Genomic DNA, 21,006 nt, shown 5'->3' with positions numbered 1-21,006 from the left:
CATGGCGAGCGATGTGGCGAACGGCCCCGTCCCGGATCTCGACTGGCTGCTCAGCGGCCTCGTCCAGCGCGTGCCGTACACCCGGAACGCGGTCCTGCTCTCCTCCGACGGGCTCGTGAGGTCCGTCCACGGCCTCGACCCGGACGCCGCCGACCACATGGCGGCGCTCGCCTCCGGCCTCTACTCGCTCGGCCGCAGCGCCGGGGCGCGGTTCGGCGACGGGGGAGAGGTCCGGCAGGTGGTGGTGGAGCTCGACTCCACCCTGCTGTTCGTCTCCACCGCCGGATCCGGTACCTGTATCGCGGTACTCGCCGGCCGGGAGGCCGACGCCGCGGTCCTCGGCTACGAGATGGCGATGCTGGTCAAGAGCGTACGGCCCTATCTCACCACCCCGGCCAGGCAGCGGGCCGCGGTGGCCGGTGCCGCCGGTACGCCGGGACGCTGACCGTGCCCCTGCCCCTCGAAGGGCCGCTGCTGGACGACGCCGCGGGCCGGCTGATCCGCCCGTACACCGTCAGCGGCGGCCGGACCCGCCCGACGGCCGCCCTGGATCTCCTCACCCTGGTCATGGCCACCGGGACCCCCGGCGACCGGGCCGGACCCGAGCACGCCCACGCCGTCACCCTGTGCCGCGGCCCCCTGTCGGTCGCCGAGCTCTCCGCCCATCTCCGCCTGCCCGTCGCCGTCACCAAGGTCGTCGTCTCCGACCTGGTGGAGTGCGGCGCGGTGACCGTGCGGGCGCCGAGCCACTACGACAACCCCACCGACCGTTCCCTGCTGGAGGCAGTGCTCGATGGCCTACGACGACGGCTGTGAACCGGACGGACCACGGGAGCCGGCCGGCCCGCCGGGCCGGCCCGCCCCCGTGGCGCCGTACCCCCCGCAGCGACCGCCGCACCCGGACGAGGCCGGGCGCCGCGACCCCTTCCCCACCGCGTTGAAGATCCTTGTCGCGGGCGGCTTCGGCGTCGGCAAGACCACCTTCGTCGGCGCCGTGAGCGAGATCGACCCGCTGAGTACGGAGGAACTGCTCAGCCAGGCCGGGGTGGCCACCGACCACCTCGACGGCGTCGAGTCCAAGACCACCACGACCGTCGCCATGGACTTCGGCCGCATCACCCTCGACGAACGCCATGTCCTCTACCTTTTCGGCACCCCGGGCCAGGAACGCTTCTGGTTCATGTGGGACGAACTGTGCGAGGGCGCGCTCGGCGCGGTCGTCCTCGCCGACACCCGGCGGCTGGAGGACTCCTTCTCCGCCGTCGACTTCTTCGAGGCACGGGGTATCGGGTTCGCCGTCGCCGTCAACGAGTTCGACGGCGCCTTCCGGTACGAGCCCGACGAGGTACGCATCGCCATGGACCTCAAACCCGATGTGCCCGTCGTCCCCTGCGACGCCAGGATCGCCAGCTCGGGCATCGGCGCCCTGGTCACCCTGGTGCAGTATCTGCTGACCACGGCCGTTATCCCGGCCCCCCGGTCGATCCGCGGAGTCCTCTCGTGAGCTACGAACCGACCAGCACCCTGCTGCTCACCCCGCTCGACCGGGAAGCCCCGGAACGCTCCCGGCGGCTGCGCGCGCTCGGCTTCGGCGGCCGGCCGGACACCTGCTTCGACGCCTTCGCCGACCGGCTGGCCGACGTCTTCGCGGCCCCGTACTCCATCGTCAACTTCATCGACGGGAACCGGCAGTTCTTCGCCGGACTGCACACCCCGGCGGGCACCCACACCGGCCGCGACCTGGCCGCCACGGCCGCCACCGCGGCGGGCGCCGCGGGACTGGCCGGCCGGGTTCTCGCCCGGGACCACGGCTACTGCCCCCATGTGGTGGTGCGCCGCAAGGCCCTGGTGCTGGAGGACGTCTGCGACTATCCGCGGTTCGCGGGGAACCCGGTCGTCGACGAGATCGGGATCCGCTCCTACCTGGGCGCGCCGCTGATCGACCGCACGGGCATCGCCCTGGGCACGATCTGCGTCGTCGACACCGAGCCGAGGCCGTGGGGCCGGGCGGGCCTCGAACACATCAAGGCACTGGCCGGCGAGCTGGTGGACGAGATCCACCGCCGGGAGGACGGCTTCCTCTGACCCACCCTTCCACGACGCCGTGTACCGGGCCGCTCGCACCGGGTGATATGCCGGGCGGCTGTCGGTGCCCCGTCGTACCGTCGTCCCATGGCCACCGCCGACGACGTCCGCCGTATCGCGCTCTCCCTCCCCGGCGCCGTGGAGAAGCTCGCCTGGGGCATGCCCACCTTCCGCCTCGACGGCGGCGGCCGGATCTTCGCCGCGCTCGACGACGACGATCGGGCGATGGGTGTGAAATGCCCCAAAGAGGACCGGGCGGAGCTGATCGCGGCCGAGCCCGACAAGTTCTTCCTGCGCCCGGGCCACGACGACAACTTCGCCTGGCTACGGGTCCGGCTCGCGGCACTGGAGAACGAGACGGAGTTGTACGAGATCCTGCTCGACTCCTGGCGCCAGGCCGCCCCGCGCAAGCTCCTCGCCGCCCACCCCGACCTGGCCACCCCGCCCCCACCCGCCGCACCCTGAAACCGGTTCGTTCCCACGGCCCCGAGTACGGTATGGTTCTCACGTCCGCCGGGCCGGGGAAACCCCAGGTCAGACGGGTAACGGGACGTGGCGCAGCTTGGTAGCGCACTTGACTGGGGGTCAAGGGGTCGCAGGTTCAAATCCTGTCGTCCCGACCAGCGTTTTCGCAGGTCGTAGGCGGTATCGGAGAAATCCGGTACCGCCTTTCCGCATGTCTTGGGGACCACTTGGGGGCCACACGGTCCAGCGACGCCTTCCGGGGGCGGGCTGGACGGCGAGGATGCGTTCAGGGCTCTTGACTCGGTGGCCCGCGATCGGTAGTCAAGGCGAGCGGCTTTGGTATAGACCAAACTGCCGCACCGACCGGTACGACTTGTGCTCGTTCCCCGTTTGGGAGGCAGCAATGCGAAGACGATTGGCGTCGTTGGTCGTCTCCGTCCTCGGAGTCCTCACCCTGTTAGGTGCCCCGCCGGCCTCCGCCACCAGCCCCTTGGTGCTGGTGACGGCGGAGTTCCGCAAGACCTCTTCCTGGGAGGGCGGCTACCAGGGCACGTACACGATCACGAATCGCAGCCGTACGGCGTTGAACGGTTGGACCGTCGATTTCTCCCTGCCCGTGAACACGACCGTCACGACCCACTGGGACGCCCGGCTCACCCGAGACGGGAGCCGATACGGCTTCCGCGACGCCGGCTACAACGGCTCGCTCGCCCCCGGGGCCTCCACCACCTTCGGATGGGTGGCCCAAGGCAGCGGTGTGCCCGGGCGGTGCGTGGTCAACAAGGGCGGGCCCTGCGAAGAGGACTCGGACATCACACCCCCGACGGTTCCCTACGGCGTCCATGTCGCCGCAGTCGAGGGCGGGACGCTCACGCTCGCCTGGATGCCATCGGTCGACGACCGCAGCCCGGTGGTGGACTACGAGATCTTCGTCGACGGCGTCCGGCACTCCACCCTGACCGGCGTCACCTCCCACCGCGTTACCGGGCTCCGGCCCAACACCACGTATATGTTCCAACTGCTCGCGAGGGACCTGGCGGGCAACCCGTCGGCCCTGAGCCACCCGGTCAGGGGTACCACCGGGAATCCGAGCCCGTCGCGGACCCTGCCCACCGCGCCGTACGTGGACATGGGTGCCTGGCCCACTCCGAGTCTGAGCACCCTGGCCTCGGACAGCGGGCTGAAGAACTTCAGTCTGGGCGCGATCACCTCACCGACCTGCAAGGCGATGTGGTTCAACTCCTACGATCCACGCACCGGATGGGCCAAGGACAACATCGATGCCCTCCGGGCCGCGGGTGGGGAGGTGAAGGTCACCTTCGGCGGTGCGGGCGGCCGGGAGCTCGCCCAGAACTGCGAGTCGGTGGACGCCCTGTTCACGGAGTACGACGCGGTGGTCAGGCAGTACGGCCTGCGGTACGTCGACTTCGACATCGAAGGACCGGCCGTCGACGATCCCGTCTCCATCGCACGCCGCTCGGCCGCACTCGCCCGACTCCAACAAGCACACCCCGACCTCCGCATCTCGCTCACCCTGCCCGTCACCCCCTCGGGGCTGACGCGGACGGGCCTGTCCGTCGTGACGTCGGCCCGTGACGCGGGCGTCGCGCTGGACGTGGTCAATGTGATGACGATGGACTACTTCCTGGTCATCGACTACGGCGACGCTGCTGTCCAAGCCGCCCAGGCCACCGTCGCCCAGTTGAAGTCGCTCTACCCGAGCCGCACCGACGCCCAGCTCTGGGGCATGCTCGGGGTCACCCCGATGATCGGCGAGAACGACGACCACCAGATCTACGACCAGGCCGACACACGGCAACTCGTGGAGTTCGCGCGGAGCCGGAATCTCGGCATGATCGCGTTCTGGGACGTCACCCGCGACCGCAACGCCTGCACCGGAAACCTCTCCCTGTGCACCAACGTCCCGCAGTCGCCGTACGAGTTCTCCCGGATCGTCGGCTCCTACCAGGGCTGACCGGGGCGGGCCGTCGACCGAGGACACCACCGTCCCCGCGCCTCACCGGACGGGGGCGGTGCCGTGCCGTGAGCGAGAGGGGAGGGCGCGGACATGGACCCGCACCCTCCCGGACTTCGCCGCCGCAGCCGAGTTCGGCGCTCGGATCACCCGCATCGAGATCCGCTACGACCGGATAAGGCCGGCCAGCCGAGGACGTCCCGCAGGATCAGCACGGCCCGCGGGCGCGGCGCGAGGTGCTGGACCGCGACCAGATACGCCGGCTCGATGGTCTCCCACGCGACGGCGACGGTCTCCGGCTCGTCCGCGTCACCCGCGGGCATACATGCAGCTCCCGCCGGTGCCGCTCGGCCAGTCCCGAGAACTCGGACTCCTCGGCCTCGGGTGCCAGGCTGTATTTCGATGCTCTTGAGCGCGCATTGCGGTAGCGGTGTCCGTGACTTCAGCCGCGAATTCTCCATATGAGGTCTGACGGGTTCCGGTGCGGAAGTGCCGGGACCCGTCGGCTCATTCGGGCAAGGATGTCAGCCATGAACCTCATACGTTGCGTCAAGGGCGCCGTCACTGCCTCTCTGGCCACCGCCGCCTGCTACGCCCTCATGCGCCGCGGATACGAGTGGGCCGGGGAAGCTGAGACCATCGCCACCGCCAGGGGCGAGACATTTGGCGGTGCGGTCGAGTGGGTGCTCACCACGGCCGCCTCCTGGACCCTCATGCCCCTCCTGTTATGGGTTGGAATGCGCCTGCTGCGGGAAGACGGCAACACCGTCTTCGTCGTCGCCGGGGGAGGAGCCTGGGTGCTCGGCATCGGCATGCTCGTCGACTACATCGACGGCGACCCCGGCAATCCCCTCTACGTCGCCTTTGCCGTCTACGTGATCTTCTGCTCCGTGCTTCCGAGGGATGACAAGTCGCGGAGGTCATAGCCCGCGCGGGGACGGCTCCGCCCCCGCCGCACGATCGCGGCCGGGGCTCGGGTCGGAAAGTGGGGCAGACGTGGATGCTGATTCCCGTGGGAGGGTCGAGGAAGTCGACGGTGCAGCTGTCATGTACGTGGTCGCACCGGCAGGCGCAGCGCCTGTGGGTGATCTGCCAGCCGGCCCCGGTGGGGCCGTCGCCGAGGAGGCGGATCAGGTCGGGGCACGGCGGCCCGTCGGTCGCCCCCATCCGGTAGCCGCCGTACGAAGTCCGGCTTCATGGCATCTCGAAGTCCTCGAAGGTGAAGCCCGGAGCCACCACGCACGTGACCAGCACCGGTTCGTCGCCTGCGGGCTCAGCACTCTGCCAGACCCCGCCGGGGACCAGGAACTGGGGCCGTTCCTGCCGCTCCACCCGGTTTCCGAGCTCGGCCTCGACGGCACCGGCCTCGTCCGGAGCCGTGCCGTTTCCACCGAGCCGCAGGTGGAGGGGGCCTCCCCGGTGCCACAGCCAGAGCTCGTCCGAGCGCACCCGGTGCCATCGTGACCGCTCGCCGGGATGCAGCAGAAAGTAGATGCCCGTCGCGCACGCCCGTCTGCCGGTGTATCCATCGGGGACAACCTCAGCCGCGGCCCTCCACGTTTCCCGGAACCACCCGCCCTCGACATGCGGTTGAAGACTGAGACGCGCTACCAGATCAGAGATCTCCGTCATGACCACATTCTCCTTCCACGACCGCAGCTCCGTGCTGGCTTCACCGACATCGACATGGCCGGTACCCGACGCGAGGGACGACCCGTACGACTGGCCCGGCGTCGGAGGGACCGACTGCGGCAGGTGCGCATGAGCACGTCCGGCGAGTACGTCTCCTCGACGATCGCGGATGAGAGCGTCGGGACTCCGTCCGGGCCTCAGCGCGTCCACGGCCTCGAAGCAGCGGGCGATCACGGACGCCAGGAGATCCAGAGTCACTGAGGTGAGGGAGGGGACATCGGCTGGAGTGAACTCCGCACCGCGCCGATTGAGGTCGGCCAGCCAGCGGCTGACGTACGACACACCTTCCTGGCCGGTGGACTGCTGACCGCCGCGGCCGGTGCGGTCCTCCTCGGCGGGCGGCTGCGGCGCGACGGACGGGAGTCCGCGGGGTGTCCGGGAGGCGGACTCGCGGCGGGGCGATCGGGTGGCCGACGGCAGGTGCTTCGCCCCGGCGACCCGACCGCACGGGCCGAGTCCGCTACGTCACAGGCTCCTTGAGGGGTCGGCAGGTCGATGGAGTGCCGGCCCCGACGCGATCGGGCCGAGGCCGGAGCGGGACTGTGCCGGCTCTTGGGCGTCGGCATGCGTCATCGGCGGTTCGGGAGGGGGTGAGAGGTCGTCCGGTGGGCGATCAGACGAAGACGAACTGCTCCCAGGGGCCTATGGCGGAGGCGCGGGCCCGGAGCATCGCGTGATCCGAACCGCCGTAACCCAGTTCGGCGGAGACGAACAGGCCGTTCTGCTGGGACTGCAGCACATAGCGACCCAGACTCGCGCTGTACAGCAGGCTGAAGCGCTCCCAGGGCCCGATCGCGGAGGCGCGGGCGCGGAGCATTCCGTGGCTCGCACCGCTGTATCCCAGTTCGGCGGAGACGTAGAGGCCGTTCTCCACGGCCCGCAGTACCCAGGAGGATGTGCTGGACTGCCAGATCAGTTCGAACCGTTCCCAGGGGCCGATGACGGAGGCCCGGGCCCGGAGCATGGCGTGACTTCCTCCGCCGTACCCCAGTTCGGCGGAGACGTGCAGGTTGTTCTGAGTGAATCGGAGCGCGTAGACCGCGTTGGCCGATACGTCGCTTCCTTCGACAGCGGTCCACCCCGCGGGGGTGGAGGGTACGGCCCGCGCCCGGGCGCTTGACGACGGCGCGGTCAGCACGGTGATGCCCAGCAGGGAGAGCAGTAAAGCAAGAGTGACGGTTGTGCGTCTCATGCCTTTCCCCTTCTGATCGGCGGTCGTGCGGAGGGGCGGGACGAGGCCCCGCCCGTTCAGCCGGGAGTCTTGCACAGGCGGCGACCCATGAACGCGACGCCAACCGGTCATCGCGCGGGAGCGCCCGATGAGGAATCGGTCGCTCAACGCTCCGGTGGATCGATGGTGTCGTCGCGGAAAGTAGTGATCTCGCGCATGCGTGGCGCGGAACCGCCCGGGTTCCGCGGCGGATCTCGCGCACGGTAGGAACCCAGTGGCGGGTGAGTACGCCGTGGCGGCTGGGGAAGCCGCCCGGAAACGAGCGGTGCCGGTACGAGGCCGAGGCGGGAGGTGTCCGCCCTGGCGCGCGTCGGGCCGTGTCCGCGCACGGCACGGGGCCGGGCGGGTGGCCGGAAGTCGCCGCGGCCTCCTCCCGTAGGCGAGCGGGCGGGGATGCTCCCCGGCCATCGGCCGCGACCTTTGCCGTGGGACCGGAAGTGCTGCTGGGCGCTGTCACCCGGAAACCGGGCCCGTCCGCGGGGCGGGGTGGACGCGCCGGACAGGGGTGGGACGGAGCTAAATGAACGGGTGTACGAATCCGGCCGTTTCGTAGATCCAGTCTGTCAACGGGGCACCGGAGGCGGAAACTTGAGCCGCAACGCGGGTCCCCCTGCAGGCCTGGAACAGATGAAACGCCGACGCATGAGTACGTCCATGTCCTTGAAGAGATCAGGAGTGTCCGGATGGCCCGCTGGAGCGTTCACCGCCCCGCACCCCTTGCCGCCGCGGCGGCAACCGCCCTGCTCCTCCTGGGTTCGGCGCCCGTGGCGGTGGCCGAACCCTCCGAGCCGCCGCCGACCTCACGGCTGCTTCCGATCCCGCCGGGAGGGCTCCACAGTTTCGTCAAGGGGCTGAACAGTAGCGGCACGGTCGTCGGCGACTACTACGTGGAGGGCTCCGACGGGCCACTGGCGATCCGGTGGAACGCCGAGCGCCCCGGCTACACCCTTCTGGCGCCGCTGCCCGGCGAGCGGTTCAGCCGCACGACCGCGGTCAGCGACCGCGGCTGGGTGGTCGGCCTGTCCTTCAACAGCCCGTCCGGCTCCCACCCCGTCCGCTGGACACCGGGCGCCGTTCCGAAGCGGTTGACGCTGCCCGCCGGGTCCCGCGGCGGTAACACGTCGGCCGTCAACAACGCCGGGGTCGCGGTCGGCGACGCGGCCGGGGAGGACAATCGCTCCCGGCCCCTGCGCTGGCGGTCCGACGGCGGCAGGACCGACTTGCCCGTGCTGCCGGGCGACGACAGCGGCACCGTGACATCGATCAACAACGCGGGCACGGCGGTCGGATGGACCGAGCAGCGCGACGGCACCGGTGGCCCCGCGCACCCCGTGCGCTGGAACGCGGCGGGTTTCGTGAGCGCGCTGCCCCTCCCGGCGGGATTCGACGGGGCCCGGACGAAAAAGATCACCGACAACGGCGTGGTCTACGGCCACGGGCGGCTCGCCGGGAGTACGGAGTACGACCGGGTCCTGGTGTGGGCGGCCGACGGCACCGTCCGCGACGCCGGGCGCGGCCGGGGATACGACGTCAACCGGGCGGGTACCGCCGTGGGGGCTTCGTTGGAGGACAACCCGTACGGCGACACGGCGCGCTGGAACGCGAACGGCACCCGGACCGTGCTCGCCAATCCGGCGGAAGCGGCCGGGGAAGTGCTGGCGATCAACAACCGGGGCACCGCCGTCGGGTACGCGTGGCCGCCGGCCGGCAACCCCGCGTTGGACAAGGCCCTGCTGTGGAAGCGTGACGGTACGGTCGTCCCGCTGCCGCCGTCGCCTCTCGGTCCCTACGCCGCGGCGTTCGCGATCAACGACGCCGGAGTGATCGCCGGATTCGCCGTCGGCACCGACGGCGCCGGGAACGCGACGACCTGGCGTGCGACCGTCTGGAAGCGCTGACGCCCGCTGCCTCCACAAGAAGCTCCGGCAAGGGCCGGGTAAGGGGTGGCTCTCGGGGTCTCCGGCGCGTCGTGCGCGAGGCGCCGGGGGCCTCCCCGCGCGGACGCCTCCGCCCTCATCCGGGTCTGCACCCGCGCCCACGCGAGGACCCGCGAAACGGCCGGCAGCACACCCATGAGGCGCTCATTCTCCGTTGGGGAGCATTCCCGTGGGAGTTCTCGGCGGCCCGGCCACGACGTTCCGTGATGGGATCCGCGGTATGACAGATTGGTCGCGACTCAGCCACGCCTACGGCTCCGCCGAAGACATACCCGCCCTGCTGGCACGCATCGCGTCCGAGCCCGAGCCGCAGCTCTGGAGCGATCTGTGGTCCGCGCTCTGCCATCAGCGCAGTGTCTACTCGGCCAGCTTCGCGGCGCTGCCCTGGCTGGCCGGCATGGCCGAGAGCGAAGACCGGGGACAAGCCGTGAACGCCCTGGGCCTGGCGGGTGCCATCATGGCGGGCGCCGATCAGCCGCACGGGGCGGACGATGTCCGCACCCGGCACTCGGCGGAGATCGCGACGCTGCTGGCATCGGTGAACCGGCATCTGCGGACCGCGACCGACCGTACCGAGTACATCGATCTCCTGGAATCCATGCTCGGCTTCGAGGGCGTCGCAGGCTGGAGCGACGACCTGGCCCGGGGGCTCGGGAACGAGGAATACGAAGTCCTGTGCCCCGGGTGTGAGACCAATCTGTTCATCGCCCTTGGCGAACCCGGGTTCTTCTGCACCAGCCAGGACTACGCCGTGTCGGACGACCCCGTCGAAACCCGCCCGCTCCGCCCCACGGACCCCGCGGAACTGGAAGGCATCGGCTCCCGTCTCCACGGCATCGCACGCACCGACGGCCAACACGAAGTCGCCCATATGCTGACCCACGTCTTCGGAAACGCGACCTGCCCGGACTGCGAAACCGACTTCTCGGTCGCCGACCGAGTCAGGGCCTGAGGGCCGTTCCACGACTGTTCGTTGTCACCGGAAGGCTGGGCACCGACACCGGCGCCGGGCCGGTGAGCGGCCCCTATGCTGCGTGAATGCATAGGGCAGAGATACATATCGGGGAAGCTCAGGCCCCGGGGCACGGCCTCCCCACCCAGGGCGTTCCGGTACGGACGTCGGTCCGTCGCACGCTTCTCGTGGTGGCCATCGGCCTCGGTGCCGCCGCGGCCAACACGCTGATCGCGTATCTCGCGATGGGGATCACGGACTTCATCGCGATCATGGCCAGTGTGATCTTCGGACTCGTGGTGGCCGTGGCGCTGCGGTTCCTGCACCGGGCATGGTGGCTTGCCGCGCTCTCGCTGCTGCCGTCGCTGATGGTGATGTTCGGTGCCGGTGACTACACGCCCCATCTCGCCCTGGAACAGCGCGGCGTCCGGGAACAGGTCGTCATCACGGCGGACAGTGCCGCGGGGACGGAGAGCAACCGTCACGCCTACACCCTCCGCGGCGAGCACGGGGTCCTGGCGGAGAAGTTGGTGTGGCGCGGCGGGGGCTCCCCCTACCGGGTGGGGGACCGGATCGAGATCCTCCGCGACCCGGAAGGGATTGCTCCGCTCTGGGACAGGGCCGATGTCGACTCGGCCGAGAAGATGGACTGGCTGCTCTGGGGAACGGCCACCTGGACGGCGATGGCGCTCCTGGCCGGATACCGCGGGCACATCCGCCGGAAGAAGAACAAGCAGTCCCTCCTGGACCGGTTCGATATCTGAGCACCGTCCCGGTACCCGCGAGCGGCCGGTCCGCGGCCTTGCGGCGGGCCGTCCGCCGCCATGGCGGTGCCGTCGCTGGGCCGGTGGAGTGGCCGTCACCGGGGCGGCTCACCGTACCGGGCAGGAATCAGCGCATCCGAACCAGGGCACTCGGGCGAAGCACTGATGTGCAGGCGACCGGGAGTGAGAGGAGTGGTGCATGCTGGGACTGCGGCCCACCGGGCCCGAACCGGGCAGGCCGGCCGACGGACCGGGTACGGCCCGCGAGGCGGCCCGGGCCGTCGAGACCGAGCTGGCGCGCGTGCTCGACGAGAAGATGCGGCGCGCCCGCGCGACGGATCCGGTGTTCGCCCGTGATATCGCCGACCGGGTGTCGTCGCTGGTCCTCCGCGGCGGGAAGCGGCTGCGGACCTCGTTCGTCTGGTGCGGATGGCGGGCGGCCGGCGGATCGGGCGACGCCACACCGGTCCTGCGTACGGGCGCGGCCATCGAACTCCTCCAGGCGTGCGCCCTCATCCACGACGACGTGATGGACGGGTCGCCTCTGCGGCGCGGCGCACCCGCCGTCCACGTGGACCTCGCCCGGATGCACGAGGCCGGGCAGCTGGCCGGCCCACCCGACGCCTTCGCGGCCTCCGCAGCCGTGCTCGCCGGAGATCTCGCCCTGGCCTGGGCGGACGACCTGCTGACCGAGACGGCACTCGGCTCACCGCACGGCCGGCGACTGCACCACGAGTGGCAGGCCATGCGCGGCGAGATGGTCGCGGGGCAGTACCGGGACCTCCACGCGCAGGCCACCGGGGCGTCCGGCGTCGGCGACGCGGTGGCCGTCGCCACCCTCAAGAGCGCGCTGTACACGGTCGGACGTCCCCTGGCGCTGGGCGCGGTCCTGGCCGACGCCGACGCCCGCGTCCTGGAAGCGCTGCGTTCCGCCGGACGCCGCGCCGGTCTCGCCTTCCAGCTCCGCGACGACCTCGTCGGCGCCTTCGGCGACCCTGCCCTGACGGGCAAGCCGGCCGACGAAGACCTGCGGACCCGCAAGCTCACCTATCTGCTCGCCGTCGGCTCCCGGCTCGCCGAAGTCCGCGGGGACCGGGAATCCGCGGACGCGCTCGTGCCCCGCGCGCTCTCCGCGTCCGACGAGACCGTACGCCGGATGCGCGCGGCACTGGAGCGCACCGGGGCACGGGCCGTCGTCGAATCGAAGATCACGGAGTTGGCCGCGGCGAGCCTGCGCCACTTCCGCAGGACCGGCGCGGACGCTCTCGTACGACGGGAGTTCGAAGCCCTGGTCGAGCGGGCGGCCGGGATCCCGCCGCAGCGTGCCGGGGAGGCCGCGTGAGAACGGTACCGGGGCCGACGGACCATGTGGTCGTCGTGGGCGCCGGGCTGTCCGGTCTCGCCTGCGCGCTCCATCTGCTCGGCGCGGGCCGCCGGGTGACGGTCGTCGAACGGGACGACGGGCCCGGTGGCCGGGCGGGCCGCGTCCACCGGGGCGGCTACGCCTTCGACACGGGGCCGACCGTCCTGACCATGCCCCACCTGGCCGAAGAGGCGTTCGCCGCCGTGGGCGACAGCCTGCACCGGCACGTCGAGCTGACGGCCCTGCACCCGGCGTACCGCGCGTGCTTCGCGGACGGGACGTCACTCGACGTCCACACCGCGGGCGAGGCGATGGAGGACGAGGTCCGACGGTTCGCGGGACCGGCCGAAGCGGCGGGCTACCGCGCGCTGCGGGAGTGGCTGGAGCGGCTGTACCGGGCCCAGATGCGCCGGTTCGTCGACACGAACTTCGACTCGCCCTTCCAACTGCTCCACCCGGACCTGGCCCGGCTGGCGGCGCTGGGCGGCTTCGGCCGGCTGGACCGGCGAATCGGCCGCTTCCTCGCCGATCCCCGGCTGCGCCGCGTCTTCTCCTTCCAGGCCCTGTACGCCGGAACCACTCCGGCCAGAGCCCTCGCCGCCTACGCGGTGATCGCCTACATGGACACCGTCGCCGGTGTCTGGTTCCCCAAGGGCGGCATGCACGCGCTGCCGCGCGGTATGGCGGACGCCGCCGAGCGGGCCGGTGCCCGGTTCCGCTGGTCGGCCGAAGCGACCGCGCTGGAACGGTCGGGTGGCCGGATCCGGGCCGTACGGCTGGCCTCGGGGGAACGAATCCCCTGCGACGCCGTGGTGCTGACCTGCGAGCTGTCCACCGCGTACGGACTCCTGGGGCGCGCCCCGAAGCGCCCCGTACGGCTGCGTCACTCGCCGTCCGCCGTCGTCCTGCACGCCGGAACCGACCGCACCTGGCCCGGTCTCGCCCATCACACCCTGTCCTTCGGCGCCGCCTGGGAGGACACATTCGACGAGCTGACCCGCTCGGGACGGCTCATGAGCGACCCGTCCCTGCTGATCACCCGGCCGACCACGCACGACCCCGGCCTGGCACCGCCAGGCGGGCACCTCCACTACGTCCTGGCGCCCTGCCCCAACACCGATGTGGGGCCATCCGCCGCCGAGTGGCGCGATCTGGGGCCGCGCTACCGCGACAGCCTGATCGCCGAGCTGGAACGCCGGGGACTCGACGGTTTCGCGGGCAGCGTCCGGGAGGAACTGCTGGTGACACCCCTGGACTGGGCCGGGCAGGGGCACGCGGGAGGCAGCCCCTTCTCCGTCGCGCACACCTTCGCCCAGACCGGCCCCTTCCGCCCCCGCAATCTGGTCCGAGGGGTGGAGAACGTGGTGCTGGCGGGCTGCGGAACCACCCCAGGCGTCGGTGTGCCGACCGTCCTCATCAGCGGCAAACTCGCCGCCGCGCGCGTCACCGGCGGCACCCCCGCAGAACACCGATCCGGTACGCGTCCGGCACCGCGCCGCGCCCCGAAAGCCGCACCGACCGCGGAGGTCACCCGTGACCCGTCGTGAACTGGACGCCGCGGGTATCACCGACCCCGCCCTGCGCGCCGCCTACACCGAGTGCCGGCGGCTCAACGCCCGCCACGGCAGAAGCTACTTCCTGGCCACCCGGCTGCTGCCGGTGGAACGCCGGCCCGCCGTACACGCGCTGTACGGCTTCGCCCGCCGGGCCGACGACATCGTCGACGACCACGACCAGCACCGGACCCCCGGGGAACGCGACCACCTGCTGCGACGCCTGGAAGGCGACCTCGCGCACGGGCTACGTACCGGCGAGGGCGAGGAGCCCGTGGTCAGGGCCGTCGCCGACACCGCCGAACGGTACGGCGTCGAGCACACGCTGTTCGCGGACTTCCTGGCCTCGATGCGCAGCGACCTGCGGGTCACCGAGTACCCGACCTACGCCGATCTGCGGACCTATATGCACGGCTCGGCCGCGGTCATCGGACTGCAGATGCTGCCGGTACTCGGCACGGTCGGCGACCGGGACGAAGCCGCGCCGTACGCCGCCGACCTCGGCATCGCCTTCCAGCTGACCAACTTCCTGCGGGACGTGGGCGAGGACCTGGACCGGGGCCGGATCTATCTGCCGGGGGACCTGCTCGCCGCCCACGGAGTGGACCGCCCGCTGCTGGAATGGAGCCGCCGGACGGGCCGCGCCGACCCGCGGATCCGCGCCGCACTCGTCGCCGCCGAAGCCCTGACCCGACAGGTGTACCGCACGGCGGAACCGGGCATCGCCCTGCTCGACCCGCGGACCCGTCCCTGTATCCGTACCGCCTTCACCCTCTACGGCGGCATCCTCGACGCCATCGCGGACCAGGGATACGCGGTACTGCACCGCCGTGCCGTGGTCTCCCGAGGCCGCCGCGCGGTCACGGCCGCGGCCGGGATCGTCCGGATCACCGGCGCCCGTCTGCGGGCCCGCGCGGGCGGCGGGGCGCCCCGGGCGGACGACGCACCGCTCCGGAGAAGGGGATCCGTGACATGAGCGACCGACCGGGCCGGGCCGGCCGGCCGGTACCGCTGCGGATCCGCCGCCGGGCCGCCTGGGCGAACCAGCCGCCGACCTGGCGCGAGGCGCGCCCGGCCGTGATCGCCGACGCGCTGAAGCGGGCCACGGCACGACCCTCCGGCAACTGGTTCGTCGTCGGCGCGTCCCGCCGGATCCGCGCCGGTGGCCGCCCGTACGGCAGAACGGTCGGCGGGGCCGAGATCGTGCTGTGGCGGTCGGACACCGGGGAGCTGCGCGCGGGCCCCGGCAGCTGCCCGCACCTCGGAGCGCCGCTGCGGGACAGCCGGGTGGTGTGCGGGACGCTGGTGTGCCACTGGCACGGACTGGCCCTGGACGGCGGCCGATTCGCCGGCTGGGAGCCGTATCCGGTCCACGACGACGGCGTCCTGGTGTGGGTCCGGCTGGACGCGGTGGGCGGCGAGGAACCGACGGAGCGCCCCGCGGTGCCGGAGCGCCCGACGGCGGGCGGCGGGGTGGACGCCGTGTACACGGCGATCGGGCGGTGCGAGCCGCAGGACGTGGTCGCCAACCGGCTCGACCCGTGGCACGGATCGTGGTTCCACCCCTACTCCTTCGTGGATCTGACGGTGGCCCGGCCACCGGCGGGCGAGGAGGACGACGTCTTCGTCGTCGATGTGTCGTTCCGGGTGACCGGCCGTCTGGTGGTACCCGTACGGGCCGAGTTCACCGCCCCCGGGCCCCGTACGGTGATCATGCGGATCACCGAGGGCGAGGGCTCGACATCCGTGGTGGAGACCCATGCCACCCCTGTAACCGGTGCTTCGGCGGCCCGGCCGCGGACCGCCGTCGTCGAAGCGGTCGTCGCGGCGTCCGACCGGCGCGGGTTCGCCCTGGCCCGCGCCGTGGCGCCCGTACTGCGACCGTTGATGCGCCGGACCGCGGGCAGGCTGTGGCGCGACGACCTGGCCTACGCGGAGCGGCGCTGGGAACTGCGCAGCACGGGCCGGTTCCCGGGCTGACCCGGCCGGCCGTTCAGGGGGCTCCGGCTCCGGCCAGCGCCCGCAACGCGCGGGACCGGCCGGCCCGGGGCACCGTCCACAGCGGCTGTCCGCGTACGCCCCAGCCCGCGAGCAGGGCCCCGGCCGCCAGGAACCCGGTGGTGGCCGCCCGTTCCATCAGGGCGACGGGCAGGTCGCAGCGGATCGCGTCACCGGCCAGCGCGATCTCCGGGTGGGGGGTCACGACGGCGGGCCGCCGGAGGTAGGAGCCGGTGGGGAAGAAGGGGCAGTCCGCGTGCCATTCGTGCCGGGCGTCCACGATCCGCGCCTCGCGGGTCTCCGGATACACCCGGCGCAGACTTCCGACGAGACGGTCCTGTACGACTTCCCGCGGGGTGTCCGGGGCGACGGCGTACGCGTGGAGTTCGACGACGGAGCCGCCGCCGCGGGCTGCCCAGCGCGCGGCCTCCCCCTCGTAGCGGTCGAGGACGCTGATGTTGTCGAGGCCGTCGTAGCCGCTGGTGCCGAGGAATCCGGGCCGGTCGGCGCGGACCGGCCGGTCGAGCCAGAGCCGGGAGACGAGGAAGGGCGGGGCGGTCGCCAAGGAGGCGATGTCCTCGCGCCAGGCCGGGGTGCCGAGGCCGGGTGACGCGGCGACCAGGCCGCGCAGCGCTCCGGGGTCGAGGGCGAGCACGGCGGCGTCGTACCGGTCCACGGCCCCGTCGGTCCGCACCTCCACCCCCTCACGGCCGCGGGGGCGGACGCCGCGTACGGGTGTGCCGGTGCGGATATCGGCACCCAGGCTCTGGAGATAGCCGCCGAGCGGCTCCCACAGCGCCTGGGGGAAGGGCTCCGTCGGCACGTCGAAGAGCAGCCCCTCGGCGGAGCCGAGGAAGTAGATGTGGAACATCAGGAGCAGCTCCGCGGCGGACAGCTCCCGCGGGTCGGCGAAGAAGCTGCGGGAGAACACCTCGAAGGCCAGATGGTGCGCCGCCGCGGGGAAGCGGACCCGCTCCAGGAACGCCGTCGCGCTCATGCCGTCGAAGCGTTCGTAGACCTCGGGCACCCGGACGTCGAGGAGGGGCAGCGCGGCACGGGCGTCCATCGCGGCGAGGTCGCGCCAGCCGAACGTCGGGCTGAGGGCGACGAAGCCGAGGGCGCTGAACGGAGGGGTGCGCGGAACGCGGGCGAAACTGTCGGTCAGTCCGCCGCTGTGCCGCAGCGGATAGTCCGGCAGCGGGCGGAGGCGTTCGAGACCGGGATCGGTCCGCCGCAGCAGGCCGCGCAGATTGTAGTACTGGCGGAAGAAGGCGTGGAAGCCGCGGCTCATGGTCACCGGGGACCCGTCGGCGAGGCGGGTGCGCCGGCCCGCGAGCCGTCCGCCGAGAGACTCCCCCCGCTCGTAGAGGGTGACCCGGGCGCCTCGTTCGGCCAGCAGGGTGGCCGCGGCGAGACCGGCGATGCCCCCGCCGGCGACGGCGACGGCGGGTGCGTCGTACGGTGCCAGCCGCTCCCGGCCGCCCAGGGGGAACAGGATCTCGGCCTTGCGGTCACGCCCCCTGCGGGCCGTGTTCCCGCGGCCGTTCACCGGGCCTCCGCCGGGCGCGGCGCGGCGGCACCGTTACGGGCCACGAAGGTGTGCGCGATACCGGTCTGCCAGCCGGCGACGGGGGCCGTGCGCACACCGGTGTATCCCGCGTCCGCCAGCCGGGCGGTGAAGTCCCGCACGGTGTCGAAGTCGAGGACGCTGCGCCACAGATGCCGGTAGAGGGCGCGATCGCCGGTCAGCGTCCCCAGGGGAACGACCACGCCGCGGCAGACGGCCGTCCACAGGCCGCGGTGGACGCGGGCGCCGCTGAGGCTGTACTCGTGGACGGCCAGCCTGCCGCCCGGTCGAAGCAGGGAGCGTACGGCCCGCAGGACCGCGTCCGGGTCGGTGACATTGCGGAACAGATAGGCGGCGAACACCGCGTCGTACGGCCCTTCCCCGGCCGTCGTCGCCTCCTCCGCGGTCAGATGCCGGAAGCGCACGCGGTCCGGCCACGGTTTGGCCAGCGCGCGCTCCAGCATCCCCGACGAGGCGTCGACGGCCGTGATCCGGGCCCGCGGCGCCGCCCGCAGCAGCGCCCTGGTGGAGGCGCCGGTTCCGCAGCCGAGGTCCAGCACATGCAGACCGGCTCCGCCCCGGGGCAGCCGCAGTCGGCGCGCCGAACGGACGAGGTCGGTGCGGTAGCCCGGGTTGAGACCGGTGAGACGGTCGTAGGTGGCCGCGGCATGGTCGAAGGCCCGTGCCAGGTCGTGGTCGCGCAGCAGTGTCATCGGCGGTGTTCTCCGGGGTGGGGGGCCGGTGGCGGACGGCGGGGCAGGAAGGGCAGTTCGACGGCGGTACGGAGCATGGCGCCCACGGGGGTGCTCAGGCCGATGGCCCACTCCTCCCGGCACGACGTGCCGCCGTCCAGGAAACGCAGCAGGCGTTCCGGCGGGACGCGCCGGAACAGCCCGGTGAAGAAGTCGGGGCCGTCGATCCGCCCGGTGTCCAGGGCCCGCAGCAGTACGGCGTCCATGGCGAGCGCCCGCCGCCCGTGCGGCGGGGGCACGGTCGCGCGGCCCGCGCGCAGGGCCGCGGCGACGGCCCTGCTCTGTCGCTGCGCCGCGGCGAAGGTGTAGCCCGTCGAGGGGCGGGTAGCCCCGCCCGCGGTCCCGATCCGGAACACGGAGGCCCCCACCCGGCGGGCGAACCGCGCGTCGGTCATGGGGATACGGCCCTGTTCGGCGGAGTCCACGGTCAGCCGGCCGAGCGCCAGGACGTTTTGGCAGTAGCGGGTCAGTGCGGCATCGTACGCCTCGGTGGTCAGGGGGGTCCGGGAGAACTCGGTGTACTCGACGAGCGCCCGGTCCGATGCCAGGGGGAGTACGTAGCCGAAGGCGAGCCCGTGGCGCGGCTGAGGCACCCGGAAGTCCATCAGATCGGCGACGGCGGGGTCGAACCGGTCCCCGGCCGTGCGCACGAACCAGCCGCGGAAGTGCTGAGTCAGACGGGTCCTCGCCGGTGGCGGGGAGCGCATCGGGCGGGAGTCGAAGACGTGCCGGGCGCGGAGCGCCAGCGTCCCGCCGTCGGGCGTCGTACAGCGGACCTCGGCACCGCCCGCCGTGTCGCGTACCGCGTCCGCCGTCGCGCGCACGACACGGACAGCGGGGGAGCGGGCCAGCCGGGAGTGGACCAGCCGTTCGAAATCCGCCGACCGGAGCATGCGGTAGGTCAAAGGAGCCGGATCCACGGTGGTCGCCCGGCCGTCGGTACCGTGCACCCGCAGCCGGGACCAGGAGGCGCTGACCGCCTCGTCGAACTCACCGGTGCCCCGGTCCCAGTAGCACCAGGTCCGCTCGGCGGGCCGCAGCGGCCCTTCGGGGGCCTCCACCAGGGTGACGGCGAAGGACGCGGGCTCGGCCAGCCGGTACGCGAGACCGAGTCCGGCCGCGCCGCCACCGATGATGATCACATCGCAGGGATCCCCGGCCGGACGGGACCGCGGGCTCACCCGGCGCGCCGTTCGACGGCGGGGGCTCCGCCGCGTACACCCGGGGCTCCGGCCGCCACCCGCACCCACGCGCCGACGCTTCTCACATCCACTCCCACTCGCAGGGGCAGCCCACGGCTCTTCCTCATGGTGGCTTCCGTATGGTGTCTTCCGTACGACGGCGGCCCGTGGATGCGGTTTCCCGTGTTCCCGCTCGCTCGTTCCGCGCCGGTGCCCTCGCGCACGGCCCGAATCCGTCCTGACGTATCACCCCGGGGCCGTTCCCGAAGCGACGGATCCCGGGGCACGACAGCCACCACAACACGTTCCCCCCGACGAGGCCAGGCGCCACCACGTGCGGGTACCCAGGATGCGGCGCCACCTCACCCGGACACGGCCGACTCCACCGCCGCGACGGCCTCCGCAAGACCCGGGGGCCGGGGCAGCCCCGGCATGGTCCGCCCGGCCCAGCCGGGGCCGAGGGTCAGGACGACCGGCCTCCTGCGGGCGCCGCGCACCCCCCACTCGATCGCCGCGACGTGCCGGGCCAGCGGCGGGCTGGCCGTGGTACGGGACTGTGCCCACAGCCCCACCGCGGCCGGGCCGGTTCTGCGTACCGCGGCCACGAGGGACTCGGCGGGCAGTGCGCCGCCGAACATCCGTACCGGAAGCCCCTTTTCGGCCAGCGCGGCGGCCAGCGCCTCAAGCGGCAGGGTGTGGTTCTCCCCGGGGACGCAGGCGAGGACCGTGGTGGCACCGGGACGCCCGGCCACCACATGCGGCGCATGGCGCCGCAGCGCCCCCGAGACATGCCAGGACAGGAAGTGCTCGACCTCGACGTACCGTTCCCCCGAACTCTCCCACTTGCGGCCGACCGCCCGCAGGGTCGGCATGATCACCTCCGTCCACGCCGCGACCAGGCCGTGTTCCTCGATCGCGGCCGCCAGCAGCCCGTCGAGAGCGGCGGCGTCGAGGCGCAGGGCGGCACGGGCGACTCCCTTGCACTCCCGGCGCGCACCGCCGAGCCGCAGACCCGTTCCGGCGCGGCTGCGCCCGGGGGCGGCCGGAGGAGGGACACGCCCGGCGCCCCCGTCGGCCGAGGGAGGGTGCGATCCCGTCTCGCGGAGGGCCAGACGCGCCGCCTCGGCGGGCGGCAGACCGGTCGACGTCAGCGCGCACATCCGCTCAAGACGGGCCATGTCCCCGGCGGTCCAGCGGCGTTGCCGGCCGTCCGCGCGCAGGGCCGGGCCGAGCCCGTAACGGCGGTCCCACGAACGGACCGTCGTCGGCGCCACACCCAGCCGCCTCGCCACCTCGCCGGTGGTCAACCCGCCGTCGCGCCCTATCCCGGCGCGGGCGCCGAGGTCCCCCGTCGTGTCCACTCCAACACCTTACGACGCACAAGCGACGCAAGTTGTGGGTGCGGTTCCCGCTCACAAGACTGCGACGCACCGGCCGGTGGCAGCGCCGATCGGTGGCAACGCCGGCCGGTGACACGACGCGGGCCGGTGA

At 72.5% G+C, this 21,006-nt stretch carries 20 protein-coding genes, 1 tRNA gene and 1 pseudogene; 15 read left to right on the top strand and 7 right to left on the bottom strand.

The window, feature by feature from the left end:
* Position 1: 1 nt before the first annotated feature.
* The 7 genes from ACFXG1_RS14730 to ACFXG1_RS14700 all read left to right on the top strand — a co-directional run bounded on the left by ACFXG1_RS14730 (position 2) and on the right by ACFXG1_RS14700 (position 4,525).
* Positions 2–445, top strand: coding sequence for a roadblock/LC7 domain-containing protein (locus ACFXG1_RS14730; protein ID WP_384719619.1), 444 nt, complete (start codon positions 2–4; stop codon positions 443–445).
* Positions 446–447: 2 nt separating this feature from the next.
* Positions 448–816 (top strand): DUF742 domain-containing protein, encoded by a 369-nt coding sequence (locus ACFXG1_RS14725; RefSeq protein WP_384719617.1) that lies wholly within the window; start codon positions 448–450, stop codon positions 814–816.
* A complete protein-coding gene (locus ACFXG1_RS14720; RefSeq protein WP_384719615.1) occupies positions 794–1,504 on the top strand; it encodes an ATP/GTP-binding protein in 711 nt (236 codons plus the stop codon). The genes ACFXG1_RS14725 and ACFXG1_RS14720 overlap by 23 nt, the downstream gene beginning before the upstream one ends.
* Positions 1,501–2,085 (top strand): GAF domain-containing protein, encoded by a 585-nt coding sequence (locus ACFXG1_RS14715; protein WP_384719613.1) that lies wholly within the window; start codon positions 1,501–1,503, stop codon positions 2,083–2,085. Before ACFXG1_RS14720 ends, ACFXG1_RS14715 begins: the two co-directional genes overlap by 4 nt.
* Positions 2,086–2,172: 87 nt before the next feature.
* Positions 2,173–2,550 (top strand): MmcQ/YjbR family DNA-binding protein, encoded by a 378-nt coding sequence (locus ACFXG1_RS14710; RefSeq protein WP_384742645.1) that lies wholly within the window; start codon positions 2,173–2,175, stop codon positions 2,548–2,550.
* Positions 2,551–2,631: 81 nt separating this feature from the next.
* Positions 2,632–2,708: transfer RNA gene (locus ACFXG1_RS14705), tRNA-Pro, on the top strand.
* Positions 2,709–2,953: 245 nt separating this feature from the next.
* Positions 2,954–4,525: a cellulose binding domain-containing protein gene (locus ACFXG1_RS14700; RefSeq protein WP_384717462.1), complete on the top strand. Its 1,572-nt coding sequence runs from the start codon at positions 2,954–2,956 to the stop codon at positions 4,523–4,525.
* Between the two features lie 179 nt (positions 4,526–4,704).
* Here the strand turns inward: ACFXG1_RS14700 and ACFXG1_RS14695 are convergent.
* Positions 4,705–4,845, bottom strand: a pseudogene (locus ACFXG1_RS14695) (RNA polymerase subunit sigma-70); the annotation flags it as partial.
* 210 nt (positions 4,846–5,055) lie between these two features.
* Here ACFXG1_RS14695 and ACFXG1_RS14690 point away from each other — a divergent pair.
* The gene (locus tag ACFXG1_RS14690; RefSeq protein ID WP_384717465.1) at positions 5,056–5,451 is read left to right on the top strand and encodes a hypothetical protein; all 396 of its coding nucleotides are present in this window, start codon (positions 5,056–5,058) and stop codon (positions 5,449–5,451) included.
* 268 nt (positions 5,452–5,719) lie between these two features.
* Here the strand turns inward: ACFXG1_RS14690 and ACFXG1_RS14685 are convergent, their stop codons facing one another.
* A complete protein-coding gene (locus ACFXG1_RS14685; RefSeq protein WP_384742642.1) occupies positions 5,720–6,157 on the bottom strand; it encodes a cupin domain-containing protein in 438 nt (145 codons plus the stop codon).
* Between the two features lie 673 nt (positions 6,158–6,830).
* Positions 6,831–7,409: a hypothetical protein gene (locus ACFXG1_RS14680; protein WP_384717471.1), complete on the bottom strand. Its 579-nt coding sequence runs from the start codon at positions 7,407–7,409 to the stop codon at positions 6,831–6,833.
* Between the two features lie 722 nt (positions 7,410–8,131).
* On the opposite strand from ACFXG1_RS14680, the gene ACFXG1_RS14675 reads away from it, so the two are divergent.
* The 7 genes from ACFXG1_RS14675 to ACFXG1_RS14645 all read left to right on the top strand — a co-directional run bounded on the left by ACFXG1_RS14675 (position 8,132) and on the right by ACFXG1_RS14645 (position 15,997).
* Positions 8,132–9,346, top strand: coding sequence for a hypothetical protein (locus ACFXG1_RS14675; RefSeq protein WP_384742639.1), 1,215 nt, complete (start codon positions 8,132–8,134; stop codon positions 9,344–9,346).
* A gap of 259 nt (positions 9,347–9,605) precedes the next feature.
* A complete protein-coding gene (locus tag ACFXG1_RS14670; RefSeq protein ID WP_384719055.1) occupies positions 9,606–10,337 on the top strand; it encodes a hypothetical protein in 732 nt (243 codons plus the stop codon).
* Positions 10,338–10,423: 86 nt separating this feature from the next.
* Positions 10,424–11,101: a hypothetical protein gene (locus ACFXG1_RS14665; RefSeq protein WP_384742636.1), complete on the top strand. Its 678-nt coding sequence runs from the start codon at positions 10,424–10,426 to the stop codon at positions 11,099–11,101.
* 199 nt (positions 11,102–11,300) lie between these two features.
* Complete coding sequence (locus tag ACFXG1_RS14660; RefSeq protein ID WP_384719460.1) at positions 11,301–12,443, top strand: polyprenyl synthetase family protein; 1,143 nt, start codon at positions 11,301–11,303, stop codon at positions 12,441–12,443.
* Entirely contained in the window at positions 12,440–14,011 is a 1,572-nt protein-coding gene (locus tag ACFXG1_RS14655) for a phytoene desaturase (protein WP_384719458.1), read from the top strand. The genes ACFXG1_RS14660 and ACFXG1_RS14655 overlap by 4 nt, the downstream gene beginning before the upstream one ends.
* The gene (locus ACFXG1_RS14650; protein WP_384719456.1) at positions 13,998–14,993 is read left to right on the top strand and encodes a phytoene/squalene synthase family protein; all 996 of its coding nucleotides are present in this window, start codon (positions 13,998–14,000) and stop codon (positions 14,991–14,993) included. The genes ACFXG1_RS14655 and ACFXG1_RS14650 overlap by 14 nt, the downstream gene beginning before the upstream one ends.
* Positions 14,990–15,997: a DUF5914 domain-containing protein gene (locus ACFXG1_RS14645; RefSeq protein ID WP_384742632.1), complete on the top strand. Its 1,008-nt coding sequence runs from the start codon at positions 14,990–14,992 to the stop codon at positions 15,995–15,997. The genes ACFXG1_RS14650 and ACFXG1_RS14645 overlap by 4 nt, the downstream gene beginning before the upstream one ends.
* 13 nt (positions 15,998–16,010) lie before the next feature.
* On the opposite strand, the gene ACFXG1_RS14640 is transcribed toward ACFXG1_RS14645, so the two are convergent.
* The 4 genes from ACFXG1_RS14640 to ACFXG1_RS14625 all read right to left on the bottom strand — a co-directional run bounded on the left by ACFXG1_RS14640 (position 16,011) and on the right by ACFXG1_RS14625 (position 20,876).
* Positions 16,011–17,564 (bottom strand): FAD-dependent oxidoreductase, encoded by a 1,554-nt coding sequence (locus ACFXG1_RS14640; RefSeq protein WP_384742629.1) that lies wholly within the window; start codon positions 17,562–17,564, stop codon positions 16,011–16,013.
* Positions 17,561–18,295, bottom strand: coding sequence for a methyltransferase domain-containing protein (locus ACFXG1_RS14635; RefSeq protein ID WP_384742626.1), 735 nt, complete (start codon positions 18,293–18,295; stop codon positions 17,561–17,563). Before ACFXG1_RS14635 ends, ACFXG1_RS14640 begins: the two co-directional genes overlap by 4 nt.
* A complete protein-coding gene (locus ACFXG1_RS14630; RefSeq protein WP_384742623.1) occupies positions 18,292–19,515 on the bottom strand; it encodes a lycopene cyclase family protein in 1,224 nt (407 codons plus the stop codon). The genes ACFXG1_RS14635 and ACFXG1_RS14630 overlap by 4 nt, the downstream gene beginning before the upstream one ends.
* 362 nt (positions 19,516–19,877) lie before the next feature.
* On the bottom strand, positions 19,878–20,876 hold the full coding sequence (locus ACFXG1_RS14625) for a MerR family transcriptional regulator (protein WP_384742620.1): 999 nt from the start codon (positions 20,874–20,876) through the stop codon (positions 19,878–19,880).
* Between the last annotated feature and the right edge of the window lie 130 nt (positions 20,877–21,006).

Source organism: Streptomyces sp. NPDC059248, assembly GCF_042753905.1.
GTDB lineage: Bacteria > Actinomycetota > Actinomycetes > Streptomycetales > Streptomycetaceae > Streptomyces.
The sequence above is the reverse complement of the archived record's forward strand: the minus strand, read 5'-3'. Positions and strand labels throughout refer to the sequence as shown.